Source organism: Streptomyces sp. NRRL WC-3626 (genome assembly GCF_000718785.1).
GTDB classification, from domain to species: domain Bacteria; phylum Actinomycetota; class Actinomycetes; order Streptomycetales; family Streptomycetaceae; genus Streptomyces; species Streptomyces edwardsiae.
Genome location: NZ_JOCA01000016.1, coordinates 89,709 through 111,691 on the forward strand (window position 1 = coordinate 89,709; position 21,983 = coordinate 111,691).

The following is a 21,983-nucleotide window of genomic DNA, read 5'->3' on the forward strand; positions in this document are numbered from 1 at the left end:
GCGGCTCCGCGCCGCGCCGACACAACGAGGTTGCCGTACCTATGCGCCACGATGAAGGAGCCCGCGGTGAGTGCTGACCCGACGCAGGTGCTCGCCTTCGAGACCGACTGCCACCTGTTCGACGGTTGTGGCTTTCCGGCTCCGGGCCTGCACTCGTTCCTCTTCGAACCGCTCTGGGGCAACGCAGACGGCAACGGCCTGTACTTCAACAAGCCGATGCTGCTCGCGCTGCTCGGCTCCATCATCGTCGTGGGCTTCTTCTGGGCCGCTTTCGCCAAGCCCAAGCTGGTCCCCGGCAAGCTCCAGATGGTCGCCGAGGCCGGCTACGACTTCGTACGCACCGGCATCGTGTACCAGACGCTCGGCAAGCGCGAGGGCGAGAAGTACGTTCCGCTCGCCGTCTCCCTTTTCTTCTTCGTCTGGATGATGAACCTCTGGTCGATCATCCCCGTCGCCGCCTTCCCGGTGACGTCGATCATCGCCTACCCGCTGGTCCTGGCCCTGATCGTCTACATCACCTGGGTCTCGCTCACCTTCAAGCGGCACGGCTTCGTCGGCTTCTTCAAGAACGTCACCGGCTACGACAAGACCCTCGGCGCGGTCCTCCCGCTGTCGATGACCATCGAGTTCTTCTCGAACCTGCTGGTCCGCCCGTTCACCCACGCCGTGCGACTCTTCGCGAACATGTTCGCGGGCCACACCCTGCTGCTGCTCTTCACGATCGCCAGCTGGTACATGCTCAACGGAATCGGCATCGCCTACTCCGCCGTCTCGTTCGGCATGGTCCTCGTCATGACGCTCTTCGAGCTCTTCATCCAGGCCGTGCAGGCGTACGTCTTCGTCCTGCTGACCTGCACGTACATCCAGGGCGCGCTCGCCGAGCACCACTGAGCGCCCCCGGTTTCCACCCCCATAGTCGTCCGGTGGCCAACCCCCACCGGTCCGTAAAGAGAAGGAAGAACTGGCATGTCCAACCTTGCTGCTGTCACGGGTGACCTCGGTTCCGTCGGTTACGGTCTCGCGGCCATCGGTCCGGGCGTCGGCGTTGGCATCATCTTCGGTAACGGCACCCAGGCTCTCGCCCGCCAGCCCGAGGCCGCCGGCCTGATCCGCGCCAACCAGATCCTGGGCTTCGCCTTCTGTGAGGCGCTCGCCCTGATCGGTCTCGTCATGCCGTTCGTCTACTAAGACGAGCACTGACGACCGACCCTTTCGACGAAAGGCACTGATGTGAACTCCGCCCTGGTTTTCCTGGCGGCTGAGGGTGAGAAGGAGAATCCCCTCATCCCGCCGTGGCCGGAAGTTGTCATCGGCCTCATCGCTTTCGTCATCGTCTTCGGTTTCCTCGCGAAGAAGCTCCTCCCGACCATCAACAAGGTTCTGGAAGAGCGTCGCGAGGCCATCGAGGGCGGTATCGAGAAGGCCGAGGCCGCTCAGACCGAGGCCCAGAGCGTCCTTGAGCAGTACAAGGCTCAGCTCGCCGAAGCCCGGCACGAGGCCGCGCGTCTGCGCCAGGAGGCGCAGGAGCAGGGTGCGACGCTCATCGCCGAGATGCGGGCCGAGGGCCAGCGTCAGCGCGAGGAGATCATCGCCGCCGGGCACGCGCAGATCGAGGCCGACCGCAAGGCCGCCGCGTCCGCGCTGCGTCAGGACGTCGGCACGCTGGCCACCACCCTGGCCGGCAAGCTCGTCGGCGAGTCCCTCGAGGACCACGCCCGGCAGAGCCGTGTGATCGACCGCTTCCTCGACGAGCTCGACCAGAAGGCCGAGGCCGCGCGATGAACGGAGCGAGCCGCGAGGCCCTGGCAGCAGCACGCGAGCGTCTCGACGCGCTGACGGACTCCACGTCCGTGGACGCCGGCTCGCTCGCCGACGAGCTGGCCGCCGTCACCGCGCTGCTCCACCGCGAGGTGTCGCTGCGTCGGGTCCTCACCGACCCGGCGCAGGCCGGTGAGGCCAAGGCCGACCTGGCACGGCGCCTGCTCGGCTCGCAGGTCGGCGGCCCGACCGCCGACCTCGTGTCCGGCATGGTGCGCTCCCGCTGGTCGCAGTCGCGCGACCTGGTGGACGCGCTCGAGGAACTGGCCGCCGTGGCCGACCTCACCGCCGCCCAGCGGGCCGGCACGCTCGACGACGTCGAGGACGAGCTGTTCCGGTTCGGCCGGATCGTCTCCTCCAACACCGAGCTGCGGGCCGCGCTGACCAACCGGAGGGCCACCGCCTCCGCCAAGAGCGAGCTGCTGGCCGGCCTGCTCGGCGGCAGGGCGGCCGCCGCCACCGAGCGTCTGGTCACGCGTCTTGTGACCGCGCCCCGGGGACGTAGCCTGGAGTCGGGACTCGAGTCCCTGTCCAAGCTCGCCGCCGAGCGCCGGGACCGCACGGTGGCCGTGGTCACCTCCGCGGTGCCGCTGAGCGACCGGCAGAAGCAGCGCCTGGGCGACGCCCTCGCGAAGCTCTACGGCCGCCGTATGCACCTCAACCTCGACGTCGACCCCGCGGTCGTCGGCGGGATCCGGGTGCAGGTCGGCGACGAGGTCATCAACGGGTCCCTCGCGGACCGGCTCGAGGACGCGAGCCGCCGGCTGGCCGGCTGAGCAACACAATTCTTCATAGGCAGTAAGCAGTTACGGCCCTGGTTGGGCCGTGCAGAGGATTCACCTCATATCGGGGGGAGTCCCCATACCCCCCAAGTGAAACTTCGGGCCCAACAAGGAGAGCAGGGAACTCAGATGGCGGAGCTCACGATCCGGCCGGAGGAGATCCGGGACGCGCTGGAGAACTTCGTCCAGTCGTACAAGCCGGACGCGGCCTCGCGCGAGGAGGTCGGCACGGTCACCGTCGCCGGCGACGGCATCGCCAAGATCGAGGGCCTCCCCTCGGCCATGGCCAACGAGCTGCTGAAGTTCGAGGACGGCACCCTCGGCCTCGCCCTCAACCTCGAGGAGCGCGAGATCGGTGCCGTCGTCCTCGGTGAGTTCAGCGGTATCGAAGAGGGCCAGCCGGTCACCCGTACCGGCGAGGTCCTGTCCGTCGCCGTGGGCGAGGGCTACCTCGGCCGCGTGGTCGACCCGCTCGGCAACCCGATCGACGGCCTCGGCGAGATCGAGACGGAGGGCCGCCGCGCCCTCGAACTGCAGGCCCCCACGGTCATGCAGCGCAAGTCGGTGCACGAGCCGATGGAGACGGGCTACAAGGCCGTCGACGCCATGACCCCGATCGGCCGTGGTCAGCGCCAGCTGATCATCGGCGACCGCCAGACCGGCAAGACCGCCCTGGCCGTCGACACGATCATCAACCAGCGTGACAACTGGCGCACCGGCGACCCGAAGAAGCAGGTCCGCTGCATCTACGTCGCCATCGGCCAGAAGGGCTCCACCATCGCGTCGGTCCGCCGCGCGCTGGAGGAGAACGGCGCGCTGGAGTACACGACCATCGTCGCCGCCCCGGCGTCCGACCCGGCCGGCTTCAAGTACCTGGCGCCGTACACCGGTTCCGCCATCGGTCAGCAGTGGATGTACGACGGCAAGCACGTCCTGATCATCTTCGACGACCTGTCGAAGCAGGCCGACGCCTACCGCGCCGTCTCCCTGCTGCTGCGCCGCCCGCCGGGCCGTGAGGCCTACCCGGGTGACGTCTTCTACCTGCACTCCCGTCTGCTGGAGCGCTGTGCCAAGCTCTCCGACGAGATGGGGGCCGGCTCGATGACCGGTCTGCCGATCGTCGAGACCAAGGCCAACGACGTGTCGGCGTTCATCCCGACCAACGTCATCTCCATCACCGACGGCCAGTGCTTCCTGGAGTCGGACCTGTTCAACGCCGGTCAGCGCCCCGCGCTGAACGTCGGTATCTCCGTCTCCCGAGTCGGCGGTTCCGCGCAGCACAAGGCGATGAAGCAGGTCTCCGGCCGACTGCGCGTGGACCTCGCCCAGTTCCGTGAGCTGGAGGCGTTCGCCGCCTTCGGTTCCGACCTGGACGCCGCGTCGAAGGCGCAGCTGGAGCGCGGTCAGCGCATGGTCGAGCTGCTGAAGCAGGACCAGTACGAGCCGATGTCGACCGAGGACCAGGTCGTCTCCGTCTGGGCCGGCACCACCGGCAAGATGGACGACGTGCCGGTCGTCGACATCCGCCGCTTCGAGAAGGAGCTCCTGGAGCACCTGCACCGCAAGGAGCAGGGCCTCATGACCTCCATCCGTGAGGGCGGCAAGATGTCCGACGACACCCTGCAGGCCACGGCCGAGGCGATCGCGGACTTCAAGAAGCAGTTCGAGACCAGCGACGGCAAGCTGCTCGGCGAGGACGCCCCGTCCGCCGCCAAGTGACGTAAGGAAGGGACCTGACTCATGGGAGCCCAGCTCCGGGTCTACAAGCGTCGCATCCGATCCGTCACCGCGACCAAGAAGATCACCAAGGCGATGGAGATGATCGCCGCCTCGCGCGTCGTCAAGGCGCAGCGCAAGGTGGCGGCCTCCACGCCGTACGCGCGGGAGCTCACCCGCGCGGTCACGGCGGTCGGAACCGGGTCGAACACCAGGCACCCGCTGACCACGGAGGCGGACAACCCGACCCGTGCCGCGGTCCTGCTCCTCACGAGCGACCGCGGTCTGGCCGGCGCCTTCAACTCCAACGCCATCAAGGCGGCGGAGCGGCTGACCGAGCGCCTGGAGCGCGAGGGCAGGCAGGTCGACACGTACATCGTCGGCCGGCGCGGTGTCGCCCACTACAACTTCCGTGAGCGCGAGATCGCGGAGACGTTCACGGGCTTCACCGACGAGCCCTCGTACGCGGACGCCAAGAAGGTCGCGGCCCCGCTGATCGAGGCCATCGAGAAGGACACGGCTGACGGCGGCGTGGACGAACTCCACATCGTCTACACCGAGTTCGTCTCGATGATGACGCAGACGGCGGTCGACCCCCGGTTGCTTCCGCTGCGCCTCGAAGAGGTCGCGGAGGAGACTGCCAGCAAGGGCGAGATCCTGCCGCTGTACGACTTCGAGCCCTCGGCGGAGGACGTCCTCGACGCCCTGCTGCCGCGCTACGTGGAGAGCCGTATCTACAACGCGCTGCTCCAGTCGGCCGCTTCGAAGCACGCCGCCACGCGGCGCGCGATGAAGTCGGCGACCGACAACGCGGGCGAGCTGATCAACACGCTCTCCCGTCTTGCCAACGCGGCCCGCCAGGCCGAAATCACCCAGGAAATCAGCGAGATCGTCGGTGGCGCCAGTGCCCTGGCCGACGCGAACGCGGGGAGTGACAACTAATGACCACCGCTGTTGAGACCGCGACGGCCACGGGCCGCGTCGCCCGGGTCATCGGCCCGGTCGTCGACGTGGAGTTCCCCGTCGACGCGATGCCGGAGATCTACAACGCGCTGCACGTCCAGGTCGCCGACCCGGCCAACGAGGGCGAGCTCAAGACGCTCACCCTCGAGGTCGCCCAGCACCTGGGTGACGGCCTGGTCCGCACCATCTCCATGCAGCCCACCGACGGTCTGGTCCGCCAGGCCCCGGTGACCGACACGGGTTCCTCCATCTCCGTGCCGGTCGGCGACTTCACCACCGGCAAGGTGTTCAACACCCTCGGTGAGGTGCTGAACGTCGACGAGCAGTACACCGGTGAGCGCTGGCCGATCCACCGCAAGGCGCCGAACTTCGACGAGCTCGAGTCGAAGACCGAGATGTTCGAGACCGGCGTCAAGGTCATCGACCTGCTGACCCCGTACGTCAAGGGCGGCAAGATCGGCCTGTTCGGCGGTGCCGGCGTCGGCAAGACGGTGCTCATCCAGGAGATGATCTACCGCGTCGCCAACAACCACGACGGTGTGTCGGTGTTCGCCGGTGTCGGTGAGCGCACCCGTGAGGGCAACGACCTCATCGACGAGATGAGCGAGTCGGGCGTCATCGACAAGACCGCGCTGGTCTTCGGCCAGATGGACGAGCCCCCGGGCACCCGTCTGCGCGTGGCCCTGGCCGGTCTGACCATGGCGGAGTACTTCCGCGATGTGCAGAAGCAGGACGTGCTGTTCTTCATCGACAACATCTTCCGCTTCACCCAGGCCGGTTCCGAGGTGTCGACCCTGCTCGGCCGTATGCCCTCCGCGGTGGGCTACCAGCCGAACCTGGCCGACGAGATGGGTCTCCTCCAGGAGCGCATCACCTCGACCCGTGGTCACTCGATCACCTCGATGCAGGCGATCTACGTCCCCGCGGACGACCTGACCGACCCGGCGCCCGCCACCACCTTCGCCCACCTCGACGCGACGACGGTGCTCTCCCGTCCGATCTCGGAGAAGGGCATCTACCCGGCCGTGGACCCGCTGGACTCGACGTCCCGCATCCTCGACCCGCGGTACATCGCGGCGGACCACTACAACGCCGCGATGCGCGTGAAGAACATCCTGCAGAAGTACAAGGACCTGCAGGACATCATCGCGATCCTCGGTATCGACGAGCTCGGCGAAGAGGACAAGCTCGTCGTCCAGCGTGCCCGTCGCGTGGAGCGCTTCCTGTCCCAGAACACCCACGTCGCCAAGCAGTTCACCGGCGTCGACGGGTCGGACGTCCCGCTGGACGAGTCGATCGCGGCCTTCAACGCGATCTGCGACGGCGAGTACGACCACTTCCCGGAGCAGGCGTTCTTCATGTGCGGTGGCATCGAGGACCTGAAGAAGAACGCCAAGGAGCTGGGCGTCTTCTGAGCATCAGGCTCACCGTGAACCCCTGAGGTTCACACCTGAGGGGGCGGGCGCGTCCCGCCCCCTCATCCACGCCCCTTAGACTTGTAACCAACACCCGGCCAAACCGCCGGGTGGTGACCCGAGGAGCCACCTTGGCTGCTGAGCTGCACGTCGCGCTGGTCGCGGCCGACCGAGAGGTCTGGTCCGGCGAGGCCACCCTGGTCGTCGCGCGCACCACGTCCGGCGACATCGGCGTCATGCCCGGTCACCAGCCGCTGCTCGGTGTGCTGGAGTCGGGCCCGGTGACCATCCGTACGAGCGAGGGCGGCACGGTCGTCGCCGCGGTGCACGGCGGTTTCGTCTCGTTCGCGGACAACAAGCTGTCGCTGCTGGCGGAGGTCGCCGAGCTGTCGGACGAGATCGACGTCCAGAGCGCGGAGCAGGAACTCGCCCGCGCGAAGGCGGAGGACGACGCGGAGGCCCAGCGCCGCGCGGACGTCCGTCTGCGGGCGGCGTCGGCAGGGCGCTGATACCGGCGCGGTGGGATGACGTCACTCAGCCGCGGCCGGCACCGGAGCGATCCGGAGCCGGTCGCGGCTGAGGCAGATCTGGATGATTTTTCCGTTCCGTTACCTAGGAGACGAGGAGGTCGGTGCCGATGGTCCTCGCTCTGACTGTGTGCGGAATCGTGGTGGCCCTCGTGGTGGTGGGACTCTTCGTCTTCGGCCTGCGCCGCCGCCTCATCCAGCGGTCCGGCGGTACGTTCGACTGCAGCCTGCGCTGGGCGGTCCCCGAGTCGGGTGACGCCGGCGGCAAGGGCTGGGCGTACGGGGTGGCGCGGTACAACGGTGACCGGGTCGAGTGGTTCCGGGTGTTCTCGTACGCTCCCCGCCCGCGCCGCGTGCTGGAGCGTTCCGCGATCGAGGTGGCCGGCCGTCGTCTCCCCGAGGGCGAGGAGGAGCTGGCGCTGCTGTCGGACTCGGTGATCCTCGTCTGTCTGCACCGGGGCACGCGACTCGAGCTGGCGATGAGCGAGGACGCGCTGACCGGTTTCCTCGCGTGGCTCGAGGCGGCCCCGCCCGGCCAGAGGGTGAACGTCGCGTAGAGCGCGTACACCCTCCCCCGGACGAGGTCCGGAGGAGGGTGGGGTCGCGTACCGGGTGAGGGTTACTTCAGGCCGTTGTTGATGGCCGTCACCAGTTCACCGTTCGTGGTGTCGCCGCTGAACTCCCAGAAGAAGGCGCCGCCGAGGCCCTGGTTCTTGGCCCAGGACATCTTGCCGGCGATCGTCGACGGGGTGTCGTAGGACCACCAGTTGTTGCCGCAGTGCGCGTACGCCGTGCCCGCGATGGTGCCGTTGGCCGGGCAGGTGTTCTTCAGGACCTTGTAGTCCTCGATACCGGCCTCGTAGGTGCCCGGGGCCGCTCCGGTCGCCGTGCCGCCGGGGGCGGACTGGGTGACTCCGGTCCAGCCGCGGCCGTAGAAGCCGATGCCGAGCAGCAGCTTGGCGGACGGGACGCCCTTCGACTTCAGCTTGGCGATGGCGTCGGCCGAGTTGAAGCCGGCCTGCGGGATGCCGCTGTACGAGGTGAGCGGCGAGTGCGGGGCCGTCGGACCCTGCGCGTTGAAGGCGCCGAAGTAGTCGTACGTCATCACGTTGTACCAGTCGAGGTACTGCGAGGCGCCGCCGTAGTCGGTCGCGTCGATCTTGCCGCCGTTGGAGCCGTCCGCCGTGATGGCGGCGGTGACCAGGTAGTTCTGGCCGAACTCGGAGCGCAGGGCCTGCGTGAGGTTCTTCAGGGCCGCCGGGCCGCTGCTGTCACAGGTGAGACCGCAGGCGTTCGGGTACTCCCAGTCGATGTCGATGCCGTCGAAGACGTCGGCCCAGCGCGGGTCCTCCACGACCTGCTTGCAGGACTTGGCGAACGCGGCCGGGTTCTGTGCCGCCTGGCCGAAGCCGCCGGAGTAGGTCCAGCCGCCGAAGGAGTACAGCACCTTGATGTGCGGGTACTTGGCCTTCAGCTGACGCAGCTGGTTGAAGTTGCCGCGCAGCGGCTGGTCCCAGGTGTCCGCGGTGCCGCTGACGGACTGGTCGGCGGTGTAGGCCTTGTCGTAGGCGGCGTAGGTGTCGTCGACGACGCACTGGCCGTTCTTGACGTTGCCGAACGCGTAGTTGATGTGCGTGATCTTGGCGGCGGAGCCGGACGTCACCAGGTTCTTGACGTGGTAGTTGCGGCCGTAGACGCCCCACTCGGTGAAGTAGCCGAGCTTGACCTTGTCGCCGGTGGGCGGCGGCTCCTCGGTGTTGCCGGTGGTGCGGACCTTCACCGCGCCGCTGGCCGGGCCGGTCTGGTCGCCGGTGTCACGGGCCCGCACGGTGTACGAGTAGTCGGTGCCCTTGCTGAGGCCGGTGTCCGTGTACGAGGTGCCGGTCACGGTGGCGACCGTGGCGCCGTCGCGCAGGACGTCGTAGTTCTTGATGCCCTTGTCGTCGGTCGCCGCCGACCAGGACAGCTTCACCGAGGTGTCGGTGACACCGGAGGCGCTGGGCGTGCCGGGCGCGGAGGGCGCGTTGTCGCCGGGGACGGAGGAGCCGTCGCAGCTGCCGCCGTTGAGCTTGCAGCCGGAGGGGGAGCCCGCACCGCTGCCGTTGAAGCCGAAGGAGATGGACGCGCCGGGGGCGAGGGTGCCGTTCCAGCCGAGGTTCTTGGCGGTCCAGTGGTCACCGGAGCTGGTGACGGTGGCGTCCCAGGCGGAGGTGACCTTGGTGCCGGAGGGGAAGTCCCATTCGACGGTCCAGGAGCTGAGGGCGGTGGTGCCGGTGTTCTTCACCGTCCACTTGCCCTCGAAGCCCGAGCCCCAGTCCTGGGTCTTGGCGTAGGTGGCGGTCGCCGAGGTCGCGGCCTCGGCCGGGCTCGCGAGGCCGACGAGGCCGGCGAAGGGAAGCAGCAGGGTCGCGAACCCTGCGGCGGCTCTGTGTCTGAAGCGCATGCTGCGCCTCCTTATGGGGGAGAAGCCGTCGTGGGTGTGACTGAGCCATCACACCCGCAGTGCCGTGAGAATAGAAAGGTCTGGACCACCGGTCAATAGGTCTGGACCACCACTCCGCTACGGGGTTCAGATCCCCAATTCCTGCGCCAGTACCGCCGCTTGCACCCGGCTGCGCAGCTCCAGCTTGGCCAGCAGTCGGCTGACGTGCGTCTTCACCGTGGCCTCGGCCATCTGGAGGCGTTCCGCGACGTCGGCGTTGGACAGCCCCTCGCCGAGACAGGACAGCACCTCGCGCTCGCGCCGGGTGAGGGCGTCGAGCACCGCCGGATCGGCCGCCCCCCGGCGGGCCGGCTTGGCCGCGAACTCGGCGATCAGCCGCCGTGTGACGGCCGGGGCGACCACGCCCTCCCCGCGCGCCACGGTGCGTACCGCCTCGATGAGGTCCCTGGCGTCGGTGTTCTTCAGCAGGAATCCGGCCGCTCCGGCCCGCAGCGCCCCGAACACGTACTCGTCGAGGTCGAAGGTGGTCAGCACCAGCACATCGGCGAGCCCTTCCCCGACCACCTGCCGGGTCGCCGACACCCCGTCCAGACGTGGCATCTGCACGTCCATCAGCACCAGGTCGGGGCGCATTTCACGGGCCAGCGCCACCGCCTGCTCACCGTCGCCCGCCTCGCCGACCACCTCGATGTCGGGGGCACTGCGCAGGATCAGGACCAGACCGGCGCGGACGGCGGACTGGTCCTCGGCGACCAGGACGCGGATCATTCCATCTCTCCTTGGGCGATGTCGGTGACGGGGAGCAGCGCGCGTACGACCCACATCCTGCCGTCCGCACCGCTCTCCGGCCCCGCCTCGAACGTGCCGTCCAGCAGGGCCGCCCGCTCCCGCATGCCGACGAGTCCGGCACCGGACCCCGGGGCGCGCGGGGTGTCCCGGCCGCCGTACGCACTGGTCACCCGGATGCCGAGGCCGTCGTCGTGCCGCCGCAGCCACACCGTGACCGGTCCCGGGGCGGCGTGCTTGAGCGCGTTGGTCAGCGACTCCTGCACGATCCTGTACGCGGCGAGTTCGACCGGTGCGGGGACCGAGTCGTAGGCGGCGTCCAGGCAGGCGTCGAGGCCGTTGGCGCGGGCGCCCTCGACCAGGGCGCCGAGGCCGTCGAGGGTGGGGGTCGCGGCCGGTTCGCGGTCGTCGGCGCCGTCGCGCAGGATGCCGATGAGCCGTCGCATCTCGGACAGTCCCTGGACGCTGTTCTCCCGGATCACGGCGAGGGCGTCGAGGGAGGTCCTCTCGTCCTTGAGGGAGAGCGCGGCCGTGGAGTGGATGGCGATCGCGGAGAGGTGGTTGGCGACCATGTCGTGCAACTCGCGGGCCATCCGGGCGCGTTCCGCCGTCACCGCCTGGACGCGGTCCATCTCCGCCAGCAGCGCGGTCTGTTCGGCGCGCAGCCGGGCCGACTCGGCCGCGTCACGGTGGTTGCGCACGATGAGGCCCGTCGACGCGGGCGTGAACGTCACGGCGCCCATGACGACACCGATCAGCAGCGCCTCGGGCTCCCGCAGCACGGCGAACGGCACCAGCGTCGCGGCGATCGACAGCATCCCGGTGATCCAGGGCAGCCGGCGGGCCGTGGCGGGGGTGCCGTACAGGACGGCGGCGTACATCAGGTCGGTGTACATCACGATCGTGGCGATGCTGCCCTGGGTCATCAGATCCGCGGCCAGCGCGAGCGTGCCGAGGGCGAGTCCGGTGCGCGGCGCGGTGCGGCGCAGCAGTTCGCAGCCGGCCATCACGGCGAGCGGCACGAGGAGCGGCCAGCGGCCGTCGAAGAGGACCTGTGCGCTGCCCGCCGGCCGCAGGCCAAGACCGAACGCCCACAGCACCAGCCCGCCGGCGAGTCCGGCGAGCGCGACCCCCACGTCGAAGCGGGGCGGGCGGGGTGGTCGTACGGCCATGGCACCATCCAACACGCTGCGCGCACCCGCCGCCTGATCCCCGCGGACGGTCCCGGACTGCATCTTTCGATGTACCGGGGGTTCATCGGCGGCGACGACGAAACGGGGTGCTCCGCACGGGAGCCTGAAAGGGTGACCGAAGGGAGCGAACCGTGATCGTCGCCTTGATCGCCGCCTGTGAGATCGGCTTCTGGGTGCTGCTGGCCGCCGGACTGGCCTGCCGCTATCTGCTGAGGATGCCGCGCACCGGGCTCGCGCTGCTGCTGTGCGAGCCGCTGCTGGAGGTCGTCCTGCTGGTCGCCACCGCGCTGGACCTGAAGAACGGCGCCGAACCCGACTGGACCCATGGCCTCGCCGCGCTCTACATCGGCTACACGGTGGGCCACGGCCACCGCACCGTGAAGTGGCTCGACGGCCACGCCGCCCACCGGCTGGCCGGCGCGCCCAGGCCGCAGGGCCCGCCGCGTTACGGCATGCCCCGCGCCCGGCACGAGACCAGGGTGTGGCTGGGCACGCTCATCGGCGCCGCCGTGGCGACCGCGCTGCTCCAGCTCGCCATCTGGTACGTCGGTGACCCGGACCGCGTCACCTCCCTGGAAGCCTGGCGCTACACCGCCTGGCGCGCGGCCGGCATCCACGGCCTGGTGGCCCTGGCCTACTGGATCTGGCCGAAGAAGGCCCCGGCGGGTGCCCCGGCCACCGAGGGCAAGGAGCGCGTCGGCCGATAGGGCCTGTCCGGCGGATCACGCCGCGTCTGAGGCCTGATCCGCCGGACCCCTGTGCCTCAGCGCTCCCCGCCCGGTACCCACAGCACGTCTCCGGTCTCCTTGTTCGCGATGCGGGCCAGGATGAACAGGAGGTCGGAGAGGCGGTTGAGATAGGTGGCGGTGAGGGGGTTCATCGAGTCGCCGTGGGCCTCCAGCGCCGCCCAGGTGGAGCGCTCGGCCCGGCGGACCACCGTGCACGCCTGGTGCAGCAGGGCCGCGCCGGGTGTGCCGCCGGGGAGGATGAAGGAGCGGAGCTTCTCCAGCCGCTCGTTGAAGGTGTCGCAGTCCGCCTCCAGCCGGTCGACGTAGAACTGCTCCACCCGCAGCGGCGGGTACTCGGGGTTCTCCACCACCGGCGTCGACAGATCGGCGCCCACGTCGAACAGGTCGTTCTGCACCCGGGTGAGGACCTGGACGACCTCGTCCTCCAGCCCGCCCAGCGCGATCGCGGTACCGATCACCGCGTTCGCCTCGTTGGCGTCGGCGTAGGCGGAGATCCGCAGATCGGTCTTGGCGACCCGGGACATGTCACCGAGGTTCGTGGTGCCCTTGTCGCCGGTCCGGGTGTAGATACGCGTCAGGTTGACCATGGGGCCAGCCTAGTTACGCTCCGGCGGTCCGGAAGACCCGTGTGCCCACTGTCACGGCGAGGATCGTGAGGGCGACGGCGACGATCGAGCCGTACAGCATGTGGGCCGTCGCGTAGGAGCCGACGTAAGCGTCCCGCACCGCGTCGACCAGGTAGCGGAACGGCATCAGGTGGGAGAGGACGTCCAGCCACGCCGGACCGAGTGTCATCGGGAGCATGAGGCCCGACAGCAGCATCGACGGCATGGTCAGCGCGTTGATCGTCGGCCCGAAACCCTGCGGGGTCTCGACCCGCATGGCGAGCGCGTACGACAGTGCGGCCAGGGACGCGGTCAGCAGGGCGACGAAGACGAAGCCGATCAGCACACCGGCCAGTGGTGCCCGCAGCCCCATCACCACCGCCGCCAGCACCAGCAGCACCGCCTGGAAGACGAACACGGTGGCGTCCCGCAGGACCCGGCCGAGCAGCAGGGCGAGCCGGCTCACCGGCGTGACCCGCATCCGCTCGACCACCCCCTGCCCCTTCTCGATGATGATGGTGAATCCGGCGAACGAGGCCCCGAACAGGCCGAGTTGCAGCAGCAGTCCGGGCACGAGGAGCTGCCAGGAACTGCCCTTCCCGCCGAGCGGCAGATCGGTCAGCAGGGGGCCGAAGAACAGCAGGTACAGCAGCGGCATCAGCACGCCGAAGAGCAGTGCGAAACGGGAGCGCAGGGACTGGCGCAGATAGCGCCCGTAGATGAGCGCGGTGTCGTGGAACAGCATCGTGGGAGTCCTATACGGCTACGGGGGCGGTGTCGGCCGGTGTCGCACCGCGGCCGGTGATGGCGAGGAAGGTGTCCTGGAGCGAGGCGTCGGCCGAGCCGCCGTACTCCAGCTTCAGGGCGGCCGGGGTGCCCTCGGCCACGACCACGCCCCGGTCGACGACGACCAGCCGGTCCGCGAGCGCGTCCGCCTCGTCGAGGTAGTGGGTGGTCAGGAACACGGTGGTGCCGTGCTCGTCGCGCAGCCGGCGCACCAGGTCCCACAGGCCGGCGCGGCTGCGGGGGTCGAGACCGGTCGTCGGCTCGTCCAGGAAGAGCACCTTGGGGCGGTGGGTGAGCGCCATCGCGATGTCCAGCCGGCGCCGCTGGCCGCCGGAGAGCGCGGCGCACTTGCGGTCGAGCAGCTCGGTCAGGTCCAGGTCGCGGGCCAGCTCCTCGGCGCGCTCGGCGGCCCGTGCCCGGTCGAGCCGGTACAGCCGGCCCTGGGTGACCAGCTCCTCCCGCACCGTGATCTGTGTGTCGACCCCGCCGGACTGCGCCACATAGCCGCAGGCCCGCCGTACCCCGCCCGGATCGGTCGCGAGGTCGTGACCGGCGACGGTGGCCGCGCCGCCGGAGGGGGCGAGCAGGGTGGTGAGCATCCGCAGGGTGGTGGTCTTCCCGGCGCCGTTGGGCCCGAGGAAGCCCAGGATCTCCCCCTCGTGGACGGCGAGATCGATCCCGCTCACGGCCTCCACCGGGCCGCGCTTGGTCTGGAAGGTACGGGCCAGTCCGGCCGTACTGATGATTGCCATGACCCCAGAAAAACAGAGTCACTGAAATTTTGCAACGACTCCAAAATTTCAGTGAGCCCAGCGATCACCGGTCCGACCTACGATGAGAGGCATGACAGAGGGCCTCAGGGAGCGGAAGAAGCGCGAGACCAGGCAGCGGATCTCGGACATCGCCACCGGACTGTTCCTGGAGCACGGCTTCGTGACCGTGACGATGGCGGAGGTGGCGGAGGCCGCCGACGTGTCCGTGAACACGGTCTACAACTACTTCCCCGCCAAGGAGGACCTCTTCTTCGACCGCTCCAGCGGCGTCGTCGACCTGCTCGCCCGCTGGGTCCGGGGGAGGGACACGGGAGAGTCGGCCGCCCGCGCCGTACTGCGCGAACTGCGCGCCGACGTCGAGGCGGTGTCACCCCGGGTCGGCCTGATGGAGGGCTACGACCGCTTCATGCGGGTCATCCACGACTCACCGCAGCTGCGGTCCCGGCTGTGGAGTGTGCAGCAGGAGGTCCAGGACAACCTGGAGGCGGTGCTCCGGGAGGAGACGGGCGCCGCCCCCGAGGATCCCCTGCCGGGGCTGGTGGCGGGTCAGATCTGCTGGATCCACGGCACCGTGTTCGCCGCGATCGGCCGGGAGATGCTCAAGGGCCGCGCACCGGCCGATGTCTCGCGCGAGATGCTCGTCCTGGTCGACGACATCGAGGAACTGCTCAGCGACCGGGTGCTCGGGTACGCGGTACGCGGCTGAACCGGCCTACGGCACCGGCGGCCGGGGCGCCGCCCACGCTGCGCGGGCGCGGGAGCAGGCGGCACCGCCCAGGCCGTGCGGGCTACGAGGCCCCGGTACCGCCCACGCCGTGCGGGTGCGGGCCCGCCGTGGTTCGCGTGCCGCCCACGCCGTGCGGGCCGGCCGCGATCCGCCGAACGCCCCTACACCGGCGGAGTGGTGTGCAGCACGCACAACAGCCCCCGCGCGCGGGTGCCGTCGGGCAGCTCCCACACCCCGGCCACATGCCCCGCCGCCCCCGGCTCCGGCAGCGGCACGCCCTCCGGGGCCGGACGCAGCGTGCGCAGGACCCGCAGCGCCGTGCCGTCCGGCGCCGACAGCTCGGTGTGCTCCGGGGTGTCCACGGCGGTGAGGTCCGCCGGGACCGTGAGCTCACCGGCGCAGGCCCGTGTGACCTCCTCGTCGGGCGTGTCGCTGACGCTCTGCGCCTGGGCCTCGGCCCGGCCCTCGACCAGCGCCGCCAACTCGGCGACGGCCACCGGGTCGTGACAGCCGTCGTAGACCCAGCGCCGGCCCAGCACCCCGTGCTCCGAGGTGCCGATGAGGGCGTGCTCCGCCCCGTCGAGCGGAGCGCCCCGGTAGGTGACCGGCACCAGATAGGCCTCCGGCCGCGCGCCGGACTCATCGGTGACGATCATGAACTCGATGCCGACCTCGCCCTTCGGGTCGTCGAGGCGGAAACCGCCGGCCCTGGACAGCCGCGGCCCCCGCGCGTCCCCGTGGTACCAGGGCCGCGACGGAAGCCAAGGGGCCAGCAGCTCCAGCTTGGTGGGTTCCATGGTGGTGCGGTGGATCACGGCCATCGGTCGGCTCTCCTCTGATCGGGCGGTCACCGGCCCTCCTACCCTGGCATTCGCGGGGGCCCGCAACCCTCCGCTTCCGCAAGGCGGGTGGGCGCGGCGCACCCGACCGGCGCCGCAGGATGCGGGACGTGACGGGAGTCTCACTCCGTGAGACGTGAAACGCGTTACTAAGTCAGTCACAGAAACCCTGACGCCCGCTAATGTCCGCCCGTAGAGAACAACGACAGCGCGTATCAGGGGAGTCGCACAGTGGCACGCAAGCTCGCCGTCATCGGAGCCGGTCTCATGGGGTCCGGCATCGCCCAGGTCTCCGCTCAGGCGGGCTGGGACGTCGTCCTGCGGGACGTCACCGACGAGGCGCTCACGCGCGGCACCGACGGCATCAAGGCGTCGTACGACAAGTTCGTGAGCAAGGGCAGGCTGGAGGCGCACGACGCCGACGCCGCCCTCGCCCGGATCACCCCGACCACCGACCTGGACGCCTGCGCCGACGCGGACGTCGTGGTCGAGGCCGTGTTCGAGAAGCTCGAGGTCAAGCACGACATCTTCCGCGCCCTCGACAAGATCGTGCGGGACGACGCCGTACTCGCCTCCAACACCTCCGCCATCCCGATCACCAAGATCGCGGCCGTGACGGAGCGCCCGGAGCGGGTCGTCGGCGCGCACTTCTTCTCGCCGGTCCCGATGATGCAGCTGTGCGAACTGGTCCGCGGCTACAAGACCAGCGACGAAACCCTCGCCAGGGCGCGGGAGTTCGCCGAGTCCGTCGGCAAGACCTGCATCGTCGTCAACCGCGATGTCGCCGGCTTCGTCACCACCCGCCTGATCAGCGCCCTCGTCGTCGAGGCCGCCAAGCTGTACGAGTCGGGTGTGGCGAGCGCCGAGGACATCGACCTCGCCTGCAAGCTGGGCTTCGGCCACGCGATGGGACCGCTGGCCACCGCCGACCTGACGGGCGTGGACATCCTGCTGCACGCCACGTCCAACATCTACACCGAGTCCCAGGACGAGAAGTTCGCCGCTCCCGAGCTGATGCGCCGGATGGTTGACGCCGGTGACATCGGCCGCAAGAGCGGGCAGGGCTTCTACAAGCACTGACACCGCACCCCCACCCCGGCACGCATCACACGCCGGGGTGAATTCGGTATCGGTTCGCTTACAGGCAGCAACCTCTGCCGTCACCACGCCGTCAGAGGTTGCACCACCGGCCATGAGAAGACACCGCGGAGCACGACACGCATATCGGGGAGACGCATATGTACATCAGGGGCGACCACGCCGAGCTGGTCGTCGGGGGCCGCCTCGACGTCCGCAGCGCGGCGGACGCCCGTACGGTCCTGCACTCGGCCGTCGACGACGGAGCCGGCGACCTGGTGCTGGACCTGTCCGATCTGGACTCCTGGGACGCCACCGGACTGGGCGTGATCATGGGAGCCCACCGACGGGCCGGCCGCTGCGGCCGGCGCCTGGTACTGCGGGACGTACCGCCGCAGATGCAGCGCCTGTTGGTGGCCACCCGGCTGCACCGGATCCTGGCGATCGAGGGGGGCATCGGGGTGGACACACTGCCCCGCGTATGAGCCCGTACGGGATACGCCGGACCGCCGGCGAAAACCCGGGCCGACCTCGGCGAACCGTGCGACGCGCGCACAATCCTCACGAGAACGTGACCTCTCGGGCCGCCCGGTACCCCGGACTGTCGTAGATACTGACCGAAGGTTTAGGGTTCGGCTGCCTGCTGCCCTGCAAACCCTGAGCGGGCCCGGACCGGATGCGACAGCGCGGTGTGCGACGAGGCCGGGAGGGGCTTCCACCACACGACGCTTTTGGGGGGCTAGGACCTATGGACCCGAACAGCACGGGACCCGGGGAGTACGGCCACGAAGGTGATGGCGCCGCACCGCGCCAGCGTCCGCCCCGGGAATCCCTCACGTCCGACTTCGGACAGCACGCGCCCGCGCTCGTCCGCACGGTGCGGATCGTCTCCGGCGACTTCCTGCTGACCGTCAACCCCGTCGACGGCAGCGAGATCGAACCCTGCCCGCCCGCCGAACGGCCGGCCCGCCCCGAGAAGCGGACCGAGACCGAGCGCGCCGAGGTGGAACAGGCCGCCAGGCCGCCCGTCCCGCCGGGCCCCGCCCCGGCCACGCTGCCGCTGCTGGCCCGCCAGGACGAGCGCGAGAAGCTGGTCCGGCTGCTCGCCCGCGGCCGCTCCGTACGCCTCACCGGCCCCGCGGGCTCCGGACGCACCCGGCTCCTCGACATCGTCGCCGAGGACTGCGCGGACCTCGCCCCCGACGGCGTCGTCCGCCTCGACGGCCTGCGCCGCACCGCCGACGACCTGCTCCACGACCTCTTCTACGCGGTCTACGACGCCCCCCGGCACCGCCCCGAACGGGACGAACTCGTCGCCCTCGTCGGTGCGATCGGCGCCGTCGTCGTCCTCGACGACCTGGAGTTCGGCGGCACCGCCCTCGACGAGCTGCTCGACGCCACCCCCGAGTGCGCGTTCCTGCTCGCCGCCACCCCGGACGTGCCCGAGCCGACCGCCGACGCCGGCATCGAGGAGGTCGCCCTCCCCGGCCTCGACCGCGCCGACAGCCTCGACCTGCTCGAGCACGCCGTCGGCCGGAGCCTCACCGAGGACGAGTCCAACTGGGCCGGCGACCTCTGGTTCGAGTCCGAGGGCCTGCCGCTGCGCTTCGTCCAGGCCGGCGCCCTGCTGCGGCAGCGCGACCGGCTGCGGGCCGGCACCGGAGCCGTCGACGAACTCGGCGTCTTCGAGGACGTACGGCCCGACGAGTCGGCCTACGACCCCGAGGACGGCGAGGAGGTGCCGCTGCCCTCGCTCGGCGAGGCGGCCGCACCCGCCCCGCTGCTCGCCGCCAGGCTCAGCGCCTCCGCCCGCGCCACCCTGCGGTTCGCCGTCGCCCTCGGCGGCGAGGTGCCCCACCAGGCGCATCTGCCCGCCCTGGTGGGCGACACCCACGCCGACGCCGCACTCGGCGAACTGGCCGCCTGCGGACTGGTCTCCGCCGTCGGCACCCGCTACCGGCTGGCCGCCGGGGTGCCGGCCCAGCTGGAGGCCGCCGGGTACGCCGACGACGCCGACGAGCAGGCCCGCGCTGCCGCCCAGCACTACGCCTGGTGGACCGGGCACCCCTCGGTCACCCCGGAACGCGTCTGCGCCGAGGCCGACGCCGTACTCGCCGCGCTCACCCTGCTGTCACCGCTCACCACCGCCGGCGCCGAGGGCGAGGAGAGCACGGCCGTCAAGCTGGCCCGGTCCGCCGCGCCCGCGTTCGCCGCCGGTCTGCGCTGGAGCGCCTGGGAGCGGGTACTGCGGGCCGGTGCGGAGGCCGCACGGCTCGCCGGGGACGTGGGTGAACAGGCCTACTTCCACCACGAACTCGGCATCCACGCGCTGTGCTCCGGCCGGCTCGACCGGGCGCGCGCCGAACTGGAGGCGTCCATCGGGCTGCGCGGCGCCCTCGCCGACAAACGCGGCACCGTCGCCGGCCGCCGTGCGCTCGCCCTCGTCGCCGACCGCTCCGGCATGCCGCTCGCGCTGATGGCGACGGCCGCGGACGAGCTGCCCGAGGAGCGGTTCGAGGAGCCCGCCGCACCGCCGCGCGGGGTGCCGACGGCGTTCCCGGACCTGCAGCCGCCGGCCGACACCGGCATGCTCGTCAGCCACACGATGCCGGTCGCGTACACGCCGTCGTCGTCACCCTCGTCGTCCTCTGCCAAGGCGGGCGGCGGTCTCAAGGGGCTCGCCAAGCGCAATCTGGTCGCGGCCGGCGCGGGCGCGCTGCTCGTCGCCGTGCTGGGCACGGTGGTCACCCTGGGCGCCACGTCGGAGAACGACGCCGGCACCCCGTCCGAGAACGTGGGCGTCAACCCGTCCTCCAGCCAGGGCGTCGACGACGGCGGCCTCGACGCCGACCCGGCGGCCGGCGACGAGGGCGACACCGGTGAGGCAACCAGCCGGCCGACCGACCCGGGCCCGGACGGCACCGTGGGCACGTCCGACGACCCGACGCCGACGGCCGGTGAGTCGGGGGAGCCGTCGGACGGACCGAGCGGCACGAAGCAGCCGGACGATCCGACGAAGTCGCCGACGAAGAAGCCCACGAACACGGGTTCGCCCTCGTCCCCGGACCCGACCGACGACCCGACGGACGATCCGACGGACGACCCGACCGACGACCCGTCGACGCCGACCGGGGATCCCACGACGCCGACGGACGATCCCACCACCCCGGAGCAGCCGCCCACCAACTCCGCGAGCGACTCCGCCCCGGCCTCCCCCGTGGAGTCCGACGCGAGCGCCCCGGCGAGCGCCCCGGCGAGCGCCGGCACCGGCACCGGCACCGGCACCGGCACCCCCGACGACCCGGAGCAGATCATCTGACCCCCGCGCACGTCCGAGGGCCGGGTCCCGAAAGGAACCCGGCCCTCGTCGTCGTACCGGCGGAACTCAGAACAGCCGCAGCTTGTCGTCCTCGATGCCGCGCATCGCGTCGTAGTCGAGGACCTGGCAGCCGATGCCCCGGTCGGTCGCGAGGACCCGGGCCTGCGGCTTGATCTCCTGCGCGGCGAAGACGCCCCGCACGGGGGCGAGATGGGGATCGCGGTTCAGCAGTTCCAGGTAGCGCGTGAGCTGTTCCACGCCGTCGATCTCACCGCGCCGCTTGATCTCCACCGCGACGGTCCGCCCCTCGGCGTCCCGGCACAGGATGTCGACCGGACCGATCGCGGTCATGTACTCGCGGCGGATGAGGGTGTAGCCCTCGCCGAGGGTCTCGATGCGGTCGGCGAGCAGTTCCTGGAGGTGCGCTTCCACGCCGTCCTTGATCAGGCCCGGGTCGACGCCCAGTTCGTGCGAGGAGTCGTGGAGAACCTCCTCCATCGTGATGATGAGTTTCTCGCCCGCCTTGTTGACGACGGTCCAGACGCCTTCCTCGTCGCCCGAGCCCTCCTTCAGCGTGCAGGGCGGCGACATCCAGTTCAGGGGCTTGTAGGCCCGGTCGTCGGCATGGATCGAGACGCTGCCGTCCGCCTTGACCAGGATGAGACGGGGTGCCGACGGCAGGTGCGCGGTGAGCCGCCCGGCGTAGTCCACGGAGCAGCGGGCAATGACGAGACGCATGGTCGGCAACGCTACTCGACCGGCGGGGGTCGATGCGATCCGCCCTCCGACGGCCGTCGCACCCGCCCCGCGGGCCCCTCGGGACACGTCCTGAATCTCCTGGAAAACGCGTGTTCGGCGATGGCCGGATACCGGCCCACAGGAAGTCCCGCATCCGGGCATTCGCCTGGTGCCGTCACCGTCCGTTGCTTACGGTATTGAACGGGAGGTCGCGAACTGTGTACGCAGCGTGTCCAATATCGCGCACTCCCTATATCTGTCAGGCAACCCCTGATCGTTGGGGGTGCGAGAGGAGAACCCATGTCGCTCGACGTCTCACCGGCCCTACTCGAACAGGCCGAGCGAGGCGAGGTCGACGAAGCGGAATTCGTCGACTGCGTCCGGACCTCCCTGCCCTTCGCGTGGGAGATGATCAGCTCCCTGGTGGCCCAGCTGAAGGTGGACGGCGGAGACTTCGCCGACAACCAGACGCCCCCGCCGGACGAGCAGGCGCGCGGACAGCTGCTGCGTGCGCTCGCGAGTGACGCGATACGCGGCGCGCTGCAACGGCACTTCGGTGTGCGGCTGGCCTTCCAGAACTGCCACCGGGTGGCGGTGTTCCCGCTCGACTCCACGGTCGACGAGAGGCACGCCCGCTTCACCTCGGTGCGCGCTCAGATACTCAACCAGTCGCCCGAGCTGCGCGACTGCTGACGCGCTCCATCGTTCGCTTGCCGCTCCGCACGCG

General features: G+C 70.3%; 23 protein-coding genes. 15 read left to right on the forward strand and 8 right to left on the reverse strand.

The genetic code is table 11. From position 1 onward, the window contains the following. Positions 1-51: 51 nt before the first annotated feature. The 9 genes from atpB to IF28_RS0123560 all read left to right on the forward strand — a co-directional run bounded on the left by atpB (position 52) and on the right by IF28_RS0123560 (position 7,778). Positions 52-891 (forward strand): F0F1 ATP synthase subunit A, encoded by an 840-nt coding sequence (gene atpB, locus IF28_RS0123520; RefSeq protein WP_037893858.1) that lies wholly within the window; start codon positions 52-54, stop codon positions 889-891. A gap of 75 nt (positions 892-966) precedes the next feature. Beyond that, positions 967-1,188: an ATP synthase F0 subunit C gene (atpE, locus tag IF28_RS0123525; RefSeq protein ID WP_004925497.1), complete on the forward strand. Its 222-nt coding sequence runs from the start codon at positions 967-969 to the stop codon at positions 1,186-1,188. Between the two features lie 42 nt (positions 1,189-1,230). Next, positions 1,231-1,782, forward strand: a complete 552-nt coding sequence (locus tag IF28_RS0123530) for a F0F1 ATP synthase subunit B (RefSeq protein WP_030223820.1) — start codon at positions 1,231-1,233, stop codon at positions 1,780-1,782. Beyond that, entirely contained in the window at positions 1,779-2,594 is an 816-nt protein-coding gene (locus IF28_RS0123535) for a F0F1 ATP synthase subunit delta (protein ID WP_030223822.1), read from the forward strand. The genes IF28_RS0123530 and IF28_RS0123535 overlap by 4 nt, the downstream gene beginning before the upstream one ends. Positions 2,595-2,729: 135 nt before the next feature. Further along, a complete protein-coding gene (atpA, locus tag IF28_RS0123540; protein ID WP_030223824.1) occupies positions 2,730-4,319 on the forward strand; it encodes a F0F1 ATP synthase subunit alpha in 1,590 nt (529 codons plus the stop codon). Between the two features lie 21 nt (positions 4,320-4,340). Continuing rightward, positions 4,341-5,258, forward strand: a complete 918-nt coding sequence (locus IF28_RS0123545; protein ID WP_030223826.1) for a F0F1 ATP synthase subunit gamma — start codon at positions 4,341-4,343, stop codon at positions 5,256-5,258. Then, entirely contained in the window at positions 5,258-6,694 is a 1,437-nt protein-coding gene (gene atpD / locus IF28_RS0123550; protein WP_030223827.1) for a F0F1 ATP synthase subunit beta, read from the forward strand. The genes IF28_RS0123545 and atpD overlap by 1 nt, the downstream gene beginning before the upstream one ends. Before the next feature lie 131 nt (positions 6,695-6,825). Beyond that, positions 6,826-7,203: a F0F1 ATP synthase subunit epsilon gene (locus tag IF28_RS0123555; RefSeq protein ID WP_030223830.1), complete on the forward strand. Its 378-nt coding sequence runs from the start codon at positions 6,826-6,828 to the stop codon at positions 7,201-7,203. Positions 7,204-7,331: 128 nt separating this feature from the next. Then, positions 7,332-7,778: a DUF2550 domain-containing protein gene (locus IF28_RS0123560; protein ID WP_030223832.1), complete on the forward strand. Its 447-nt coding sequence runs from the start codon at positions 7,332-7,334 to the stop codon at positions 7,776-7,778. A gap of 62 nt (positions 7,779-7,840) precedes the next feature. Here the strand turns inward: IF28_RS0123560 and IF28_RS0123565 are convergent, their stop codons facing one another. The 3 genes from IF28_RS0123565 to IF28_RS0123575 form a co-directional block, all read right to left on the reverse strand. Then, positions 7,841-9,664 carry a glycoside hydrolase family 18 chitinase gene (locus tag IF28_RS0123565; RefSeq protein ID WP_030223833.1) on the reverse strand — a complete coding sequence of 608 codons (1,824 nt, stop codon included), beginning with the start codon at positions 9,662-9,664 and terminating at the stop codon, positions 7,841-7,843. Between the two features lie 126 nt (positions 9,665-9,790). Then, positions 9,791-10,432: a response regulator gene (locus IF28_RS0123570; protein WP_030223836.1), complete on the reverse strand. Its 642-nt coding sequence runs from the start codon at positions 10,430-10,432 to the stop codon at positions 9,791-9,793. After that, on the reverse strand, positions 10,429-11,622 hold the full coding sequence (locus IF28_RS0123575) for a sensor histidine kinase (protein ID WP_030223837.1): 1,194 nt from the start codon (positions 11,620-11,622) through the stop codon (positions 10,429-10,431). Before IF28_RS0123575 ends, IF28_RS0123570 begins: the two co-directional genes overlap by 4 nt. Before the next feature lie 152 nt (positions 11,623-11,774). Here IF28_RS0123575 and IF28_RS0123580 point away from each other — a divergent pair, with 152 nt between their 5' ends. Next, the gene (locus IF28_RS0123580; protein ID WP_030223839.1) at positions 11,775-12,350 is read left to right on the forward strand and encodes a hypothetical protein; all 576 of its coding nucleotides are present in this window, start codon (positions 11,775-11,777) and stop codon (positions 12,348-12,350) included. A gap of 56 nt (positions 12,351-12,406) precedes the next feature. On the opposite strand, the gene IF28_RS0123585 is transcribed toward IF28_RS0123580, so the two are convergent. The 3 genes from IF28_RS0123585 to IF28_RS0123595 are packed head-to-tail and all read right to left on the reverse strand — an operon-like array spanning position 12,407 to position 14,535. Continuing rightward, positions 12,407-12,979: a cob(I)yrinic acid a,c-diamide adenosyltransferase gene (locus tag IF28_RS0123585; protein ID WP_030223841.1), complete on the reverse strand. Its 573-nt coding sequence runs from the start codon at positions 12,977-12,979 to the stop codon at positions 12,407-12,409. A 13-nt stretch (positions 12,980-12,992) separates the two neighbouring features. Next, positions 12,993-13,742 carry an ABC transporter permease gene (locus tag IF28_RS0123590; protein ID WP_030223843.1) on the reverse strand — a complete coding sequence of 250 codons (750 nt, stop codon included), beginning with the start codon at positions 13,740-13,742 and terminating at the stop codon, positions 12,993-12,995. A gap of 10 nt (positions 13,743-13,752) precedes the next feature. Then, positions 13,753-14,535 carry an ATP-binding cassette domain-containing protein gene (locus IF28_RS0123595; protein WP_030223845.1) on the reverse strand — a complete coding sequence of 261 codons (783 nt, stop codon included), beginning with the start codon at positions 14,533-14,535 and terminating at the stop codon, positions 13,753-13,755. Between the two features lie 91 nt (positions 14,536-14,626). Between IF28_RS0123595 and IF28_RS0123600 the strand changes: the two genes are divergently transcribed. Then, positions 14,627-15,262, forward strand: coding sequence for a TetR/AcrR family transcriptional regulator (locus IF28_RS0123600; RefSeq protein ID WP_030223847.1), 636 nt, complete (start codon positions 14,627-14,629; stop codon positions 15,260-15,262). A gap of 182 nt (positions 15,263-15,444) precedes the next feature. On the opposite strand, the gene IF28_RS0123605 is transcribed toward IF28_RS0123600, so the two are convergent. Beyond that, on the reverse strand, positions 15,445-16,104 hold the full coding sequence (locus tag IF28_RS0123605; protein WP_030223849.1) for a maltokinase N-terminal cap-like domain-containing protein: 660 nt from the start codon (positions 16,102-16,104) through the stop codon (positions 15,445-15,447). A 249-nt stretch (positions 16,105-16,353) separates the two neighbouring features. Here IF28_RS0123605 and IF28_RS0123610 point away from each other — a divergent pair, with 249 nt between their 5' ends. From IF28_RS0123610 to IF28_RS0123620, 3 genes are all read left to right on the forward strand, one after another. Continuing rightward, complete coding sequence (locus IF28_RS0123610) at positions 16,354-17,202, forward strand: 3-hydroxyacyl-CoA dehydrogenase family protein (protein ID WP_030223851.1); 849 nt, start codon at positions 16,354-16,356, stop codon at positions 17,200-17,202. Positions 17,203-17,360: 158 nt separating this feature from the next. Next, positions 17,361-17,684 (forward strand): STAS domain-containing protein, encoded by a 324-nt coding sequence (locus IF28_RS0123615; RefSeq protein WP_030223853.1) that lies wholly within the window; start codon positions 17,361-17,363, stop codon positions 17,682-17,684. Between the two features lie 263 nt (positions 17,685-17,947). Then, positions 17,948-20,518 carry an ATP-binding protein gene (locus IF28_RS0123620; RefSeq protein ID WP_030223855.1) on the forward strand — a complete coding sequence of 857 codons (2,571 nt, stop codon included), beginning with the start codon at positions 17,948-17,950 and terminating at the stop codon, positions 20,516-20,518. A 66-nt stretch (positions 20,519-20,584) separates the two neighbouring features. Here IF28_RS0123620 and nucS read toward each other — a convergent pair whose 3' ends face one another. Beyond that, the gene (nucS, locus tag IF28_RS0123625) at positions 20,585-21,256 is read right to left on the reverse strand and encodes an endonuclease NucS (protein ID WP_030223856.1); all 672 of its coding nucleotides are present in this window, start codon (positions 21,254-21,256) and stop codon (positions 20,585-20,587) included. Positions 21,257-21,556: 300 nt separating this feature from the next. On the opposite strand from nucS, the gene IF28_RS0123630 reads away from it, so the two are divergent. Then, positions 21,557-21,949 carry an SCO5389 family protein gene (locus IF28_RS0123630; protein WP_030223857.1) on the forward strand — a complete coding sequence of 131 codons (393 nt, stop codon included), beginning with the start codon at positions 21,557-21,559 and terminating at the stop codon, positions 21,947-21,949. The last annotated feature ends 34 nt before the right edge of the window (positions 21,950-21,983 follow it).

What these genes read in the sequence shown, in the direction of transcription:
- IF28_RS0123630 (WP_030223857.1), top strand. Translation starts at nt 21,557, where the DNA reads ATGTCGCTCGACGTCTCACCGGCCCTACTCGAACAGGCCGAGCGAGGC.
- IF28_RS0123590 (WP_030223843.1), bottom strand. Translation starts at nt 13,742, where the DNA reads ATGCTGTTCCACGACACCGCGCTCATCTACGGGCGCTATCTGCGCCAG.
- atpD (WP_030223827.1), top strand. Translation starts at nt 5,258, where the DNA reads ATGACCACCGCTGTTGAGACCGCGACGGCCACGGGCCGCGTCGCCCGG.
- IF28_RS0123595 (WP_030223845.1), bottom strand. Translation starts at nt 14,535, where the DNA reads ATGGCAATCATCAGTACGGCCGGACTGGCCCGTACCTTCCAGACCAAG.
- IF28_RS0123560 (WP_030223832.1), top strand. Translation starts at nt 7,332, where the DNA reads ATGGTCCTCGCTCTGACTGTGTGCGGAATCGTGGTGGCCCTCGTGGTG.
- IF28_RS0123535 (WP_030223822.1), top strand. Translation starts at nt 1,779, where the DNA reads ATGAACGGAGCGAGCCGCGAGGCCCTGGCAGCAGCACGCGAGCGTCTC.
- IF28_RS0123545 (WP_030223826.1), top strand. Translation starts at nt 4,341, where the DNA reads ATGGGAGCCCAGCTCCGGGTCTACAAGCGTCGCATCCGATCCGTCACC.
- IF28_RS0123585 (WP_030223841.1), bottom strand. Translation starts at nt 12,979, where the DNA reads ATGGTCAACCTGACGCGTATCTACACCCGGACCGGCGACAAGGGCACC.
- atpE (WP_004925497.1), top strand. Translation starts at nt 967, where the DNA reads ATGTCCAACCTTGCTGCTGTCACGGGTGACCTCGGTTCCGTCGGTTAC.
- IF28_RS0123605 (WP_030223849.1), bottom strand. Translation starts at nt 16,104, where the DNA reads ATGGCCGTGATCCACCGCACCACCATGGAACCCACCAAGCTGGAGCTG.
- atpA (WP_030223824.1), top strand. Translation starts at nt 2,730, where the DNA reads ATGGCGGAGCTCACGATCCGGCCGGAGGAGATCCGGGACGCGCTGGAG.
- IF28_RS0123615 (WP_030223853.1), top strand. Translation starts at nt 17,361, where the DNA reads ATGTACATCAGGGGCGACCACGCCGAGCTGGTCGTCGGGGGCCGCCTC.
- IF28_RS0123575 (WP_030223837.1), bottom strand. Translation starts at nt 11,622, where the DNA reads ATGGCCGTACGACCACCCCGCCCGCCCCGCTTCGACGTGGGGGTCGCG.
- IF28_RS0123620 (WP_030223855.1), top strand. Translation starts at nt 17,948, where the DNA reads ATGGACCCGAACAGCACGGGACCCGGGGAGTACGGCCACGAAGGTGAT.
- IF28_RS0123570 (WP_030223836.1), bottom strand. Translation starts at nt 10,432, where the DNA reads ATGATCCGCGTCCTGGTCGCCGAGGACCAGTCCGCCGTCCGCGCCGGT.
- nucS (WP_030223856.1), bottom strand. Translation starts at nt 21,256, where the DNA reads ATGCGTCTCGTCATTGCCCGCTGCTCCGTGGACTACGCCGGGCGGCTC.
- atpB (WP_037893858.1), top strand. Translation starts at nt 52, where the DNA reads ATGAAGGAGCCCGCGGTGAGTGCTGACCCGACGCAGGTGCTCGCCTTC.
- IF28_RS0123600 (WP_030223847.1), top strand. Translation starts at nt 14,627, where the DNA reads ATGACAGAGGGCCTCAGGGAGCGGAAGAAGCGCGAGACCAGGCAGCGG.
- IF28_RS0123565 (WP_030223833.1), bottom strand. Translation starts at nt 9,664, where the DNA reads ATGCGCTTCAGACACAGAGCCGCCGCAGGGTTCGCGACCCTGCTGCTT.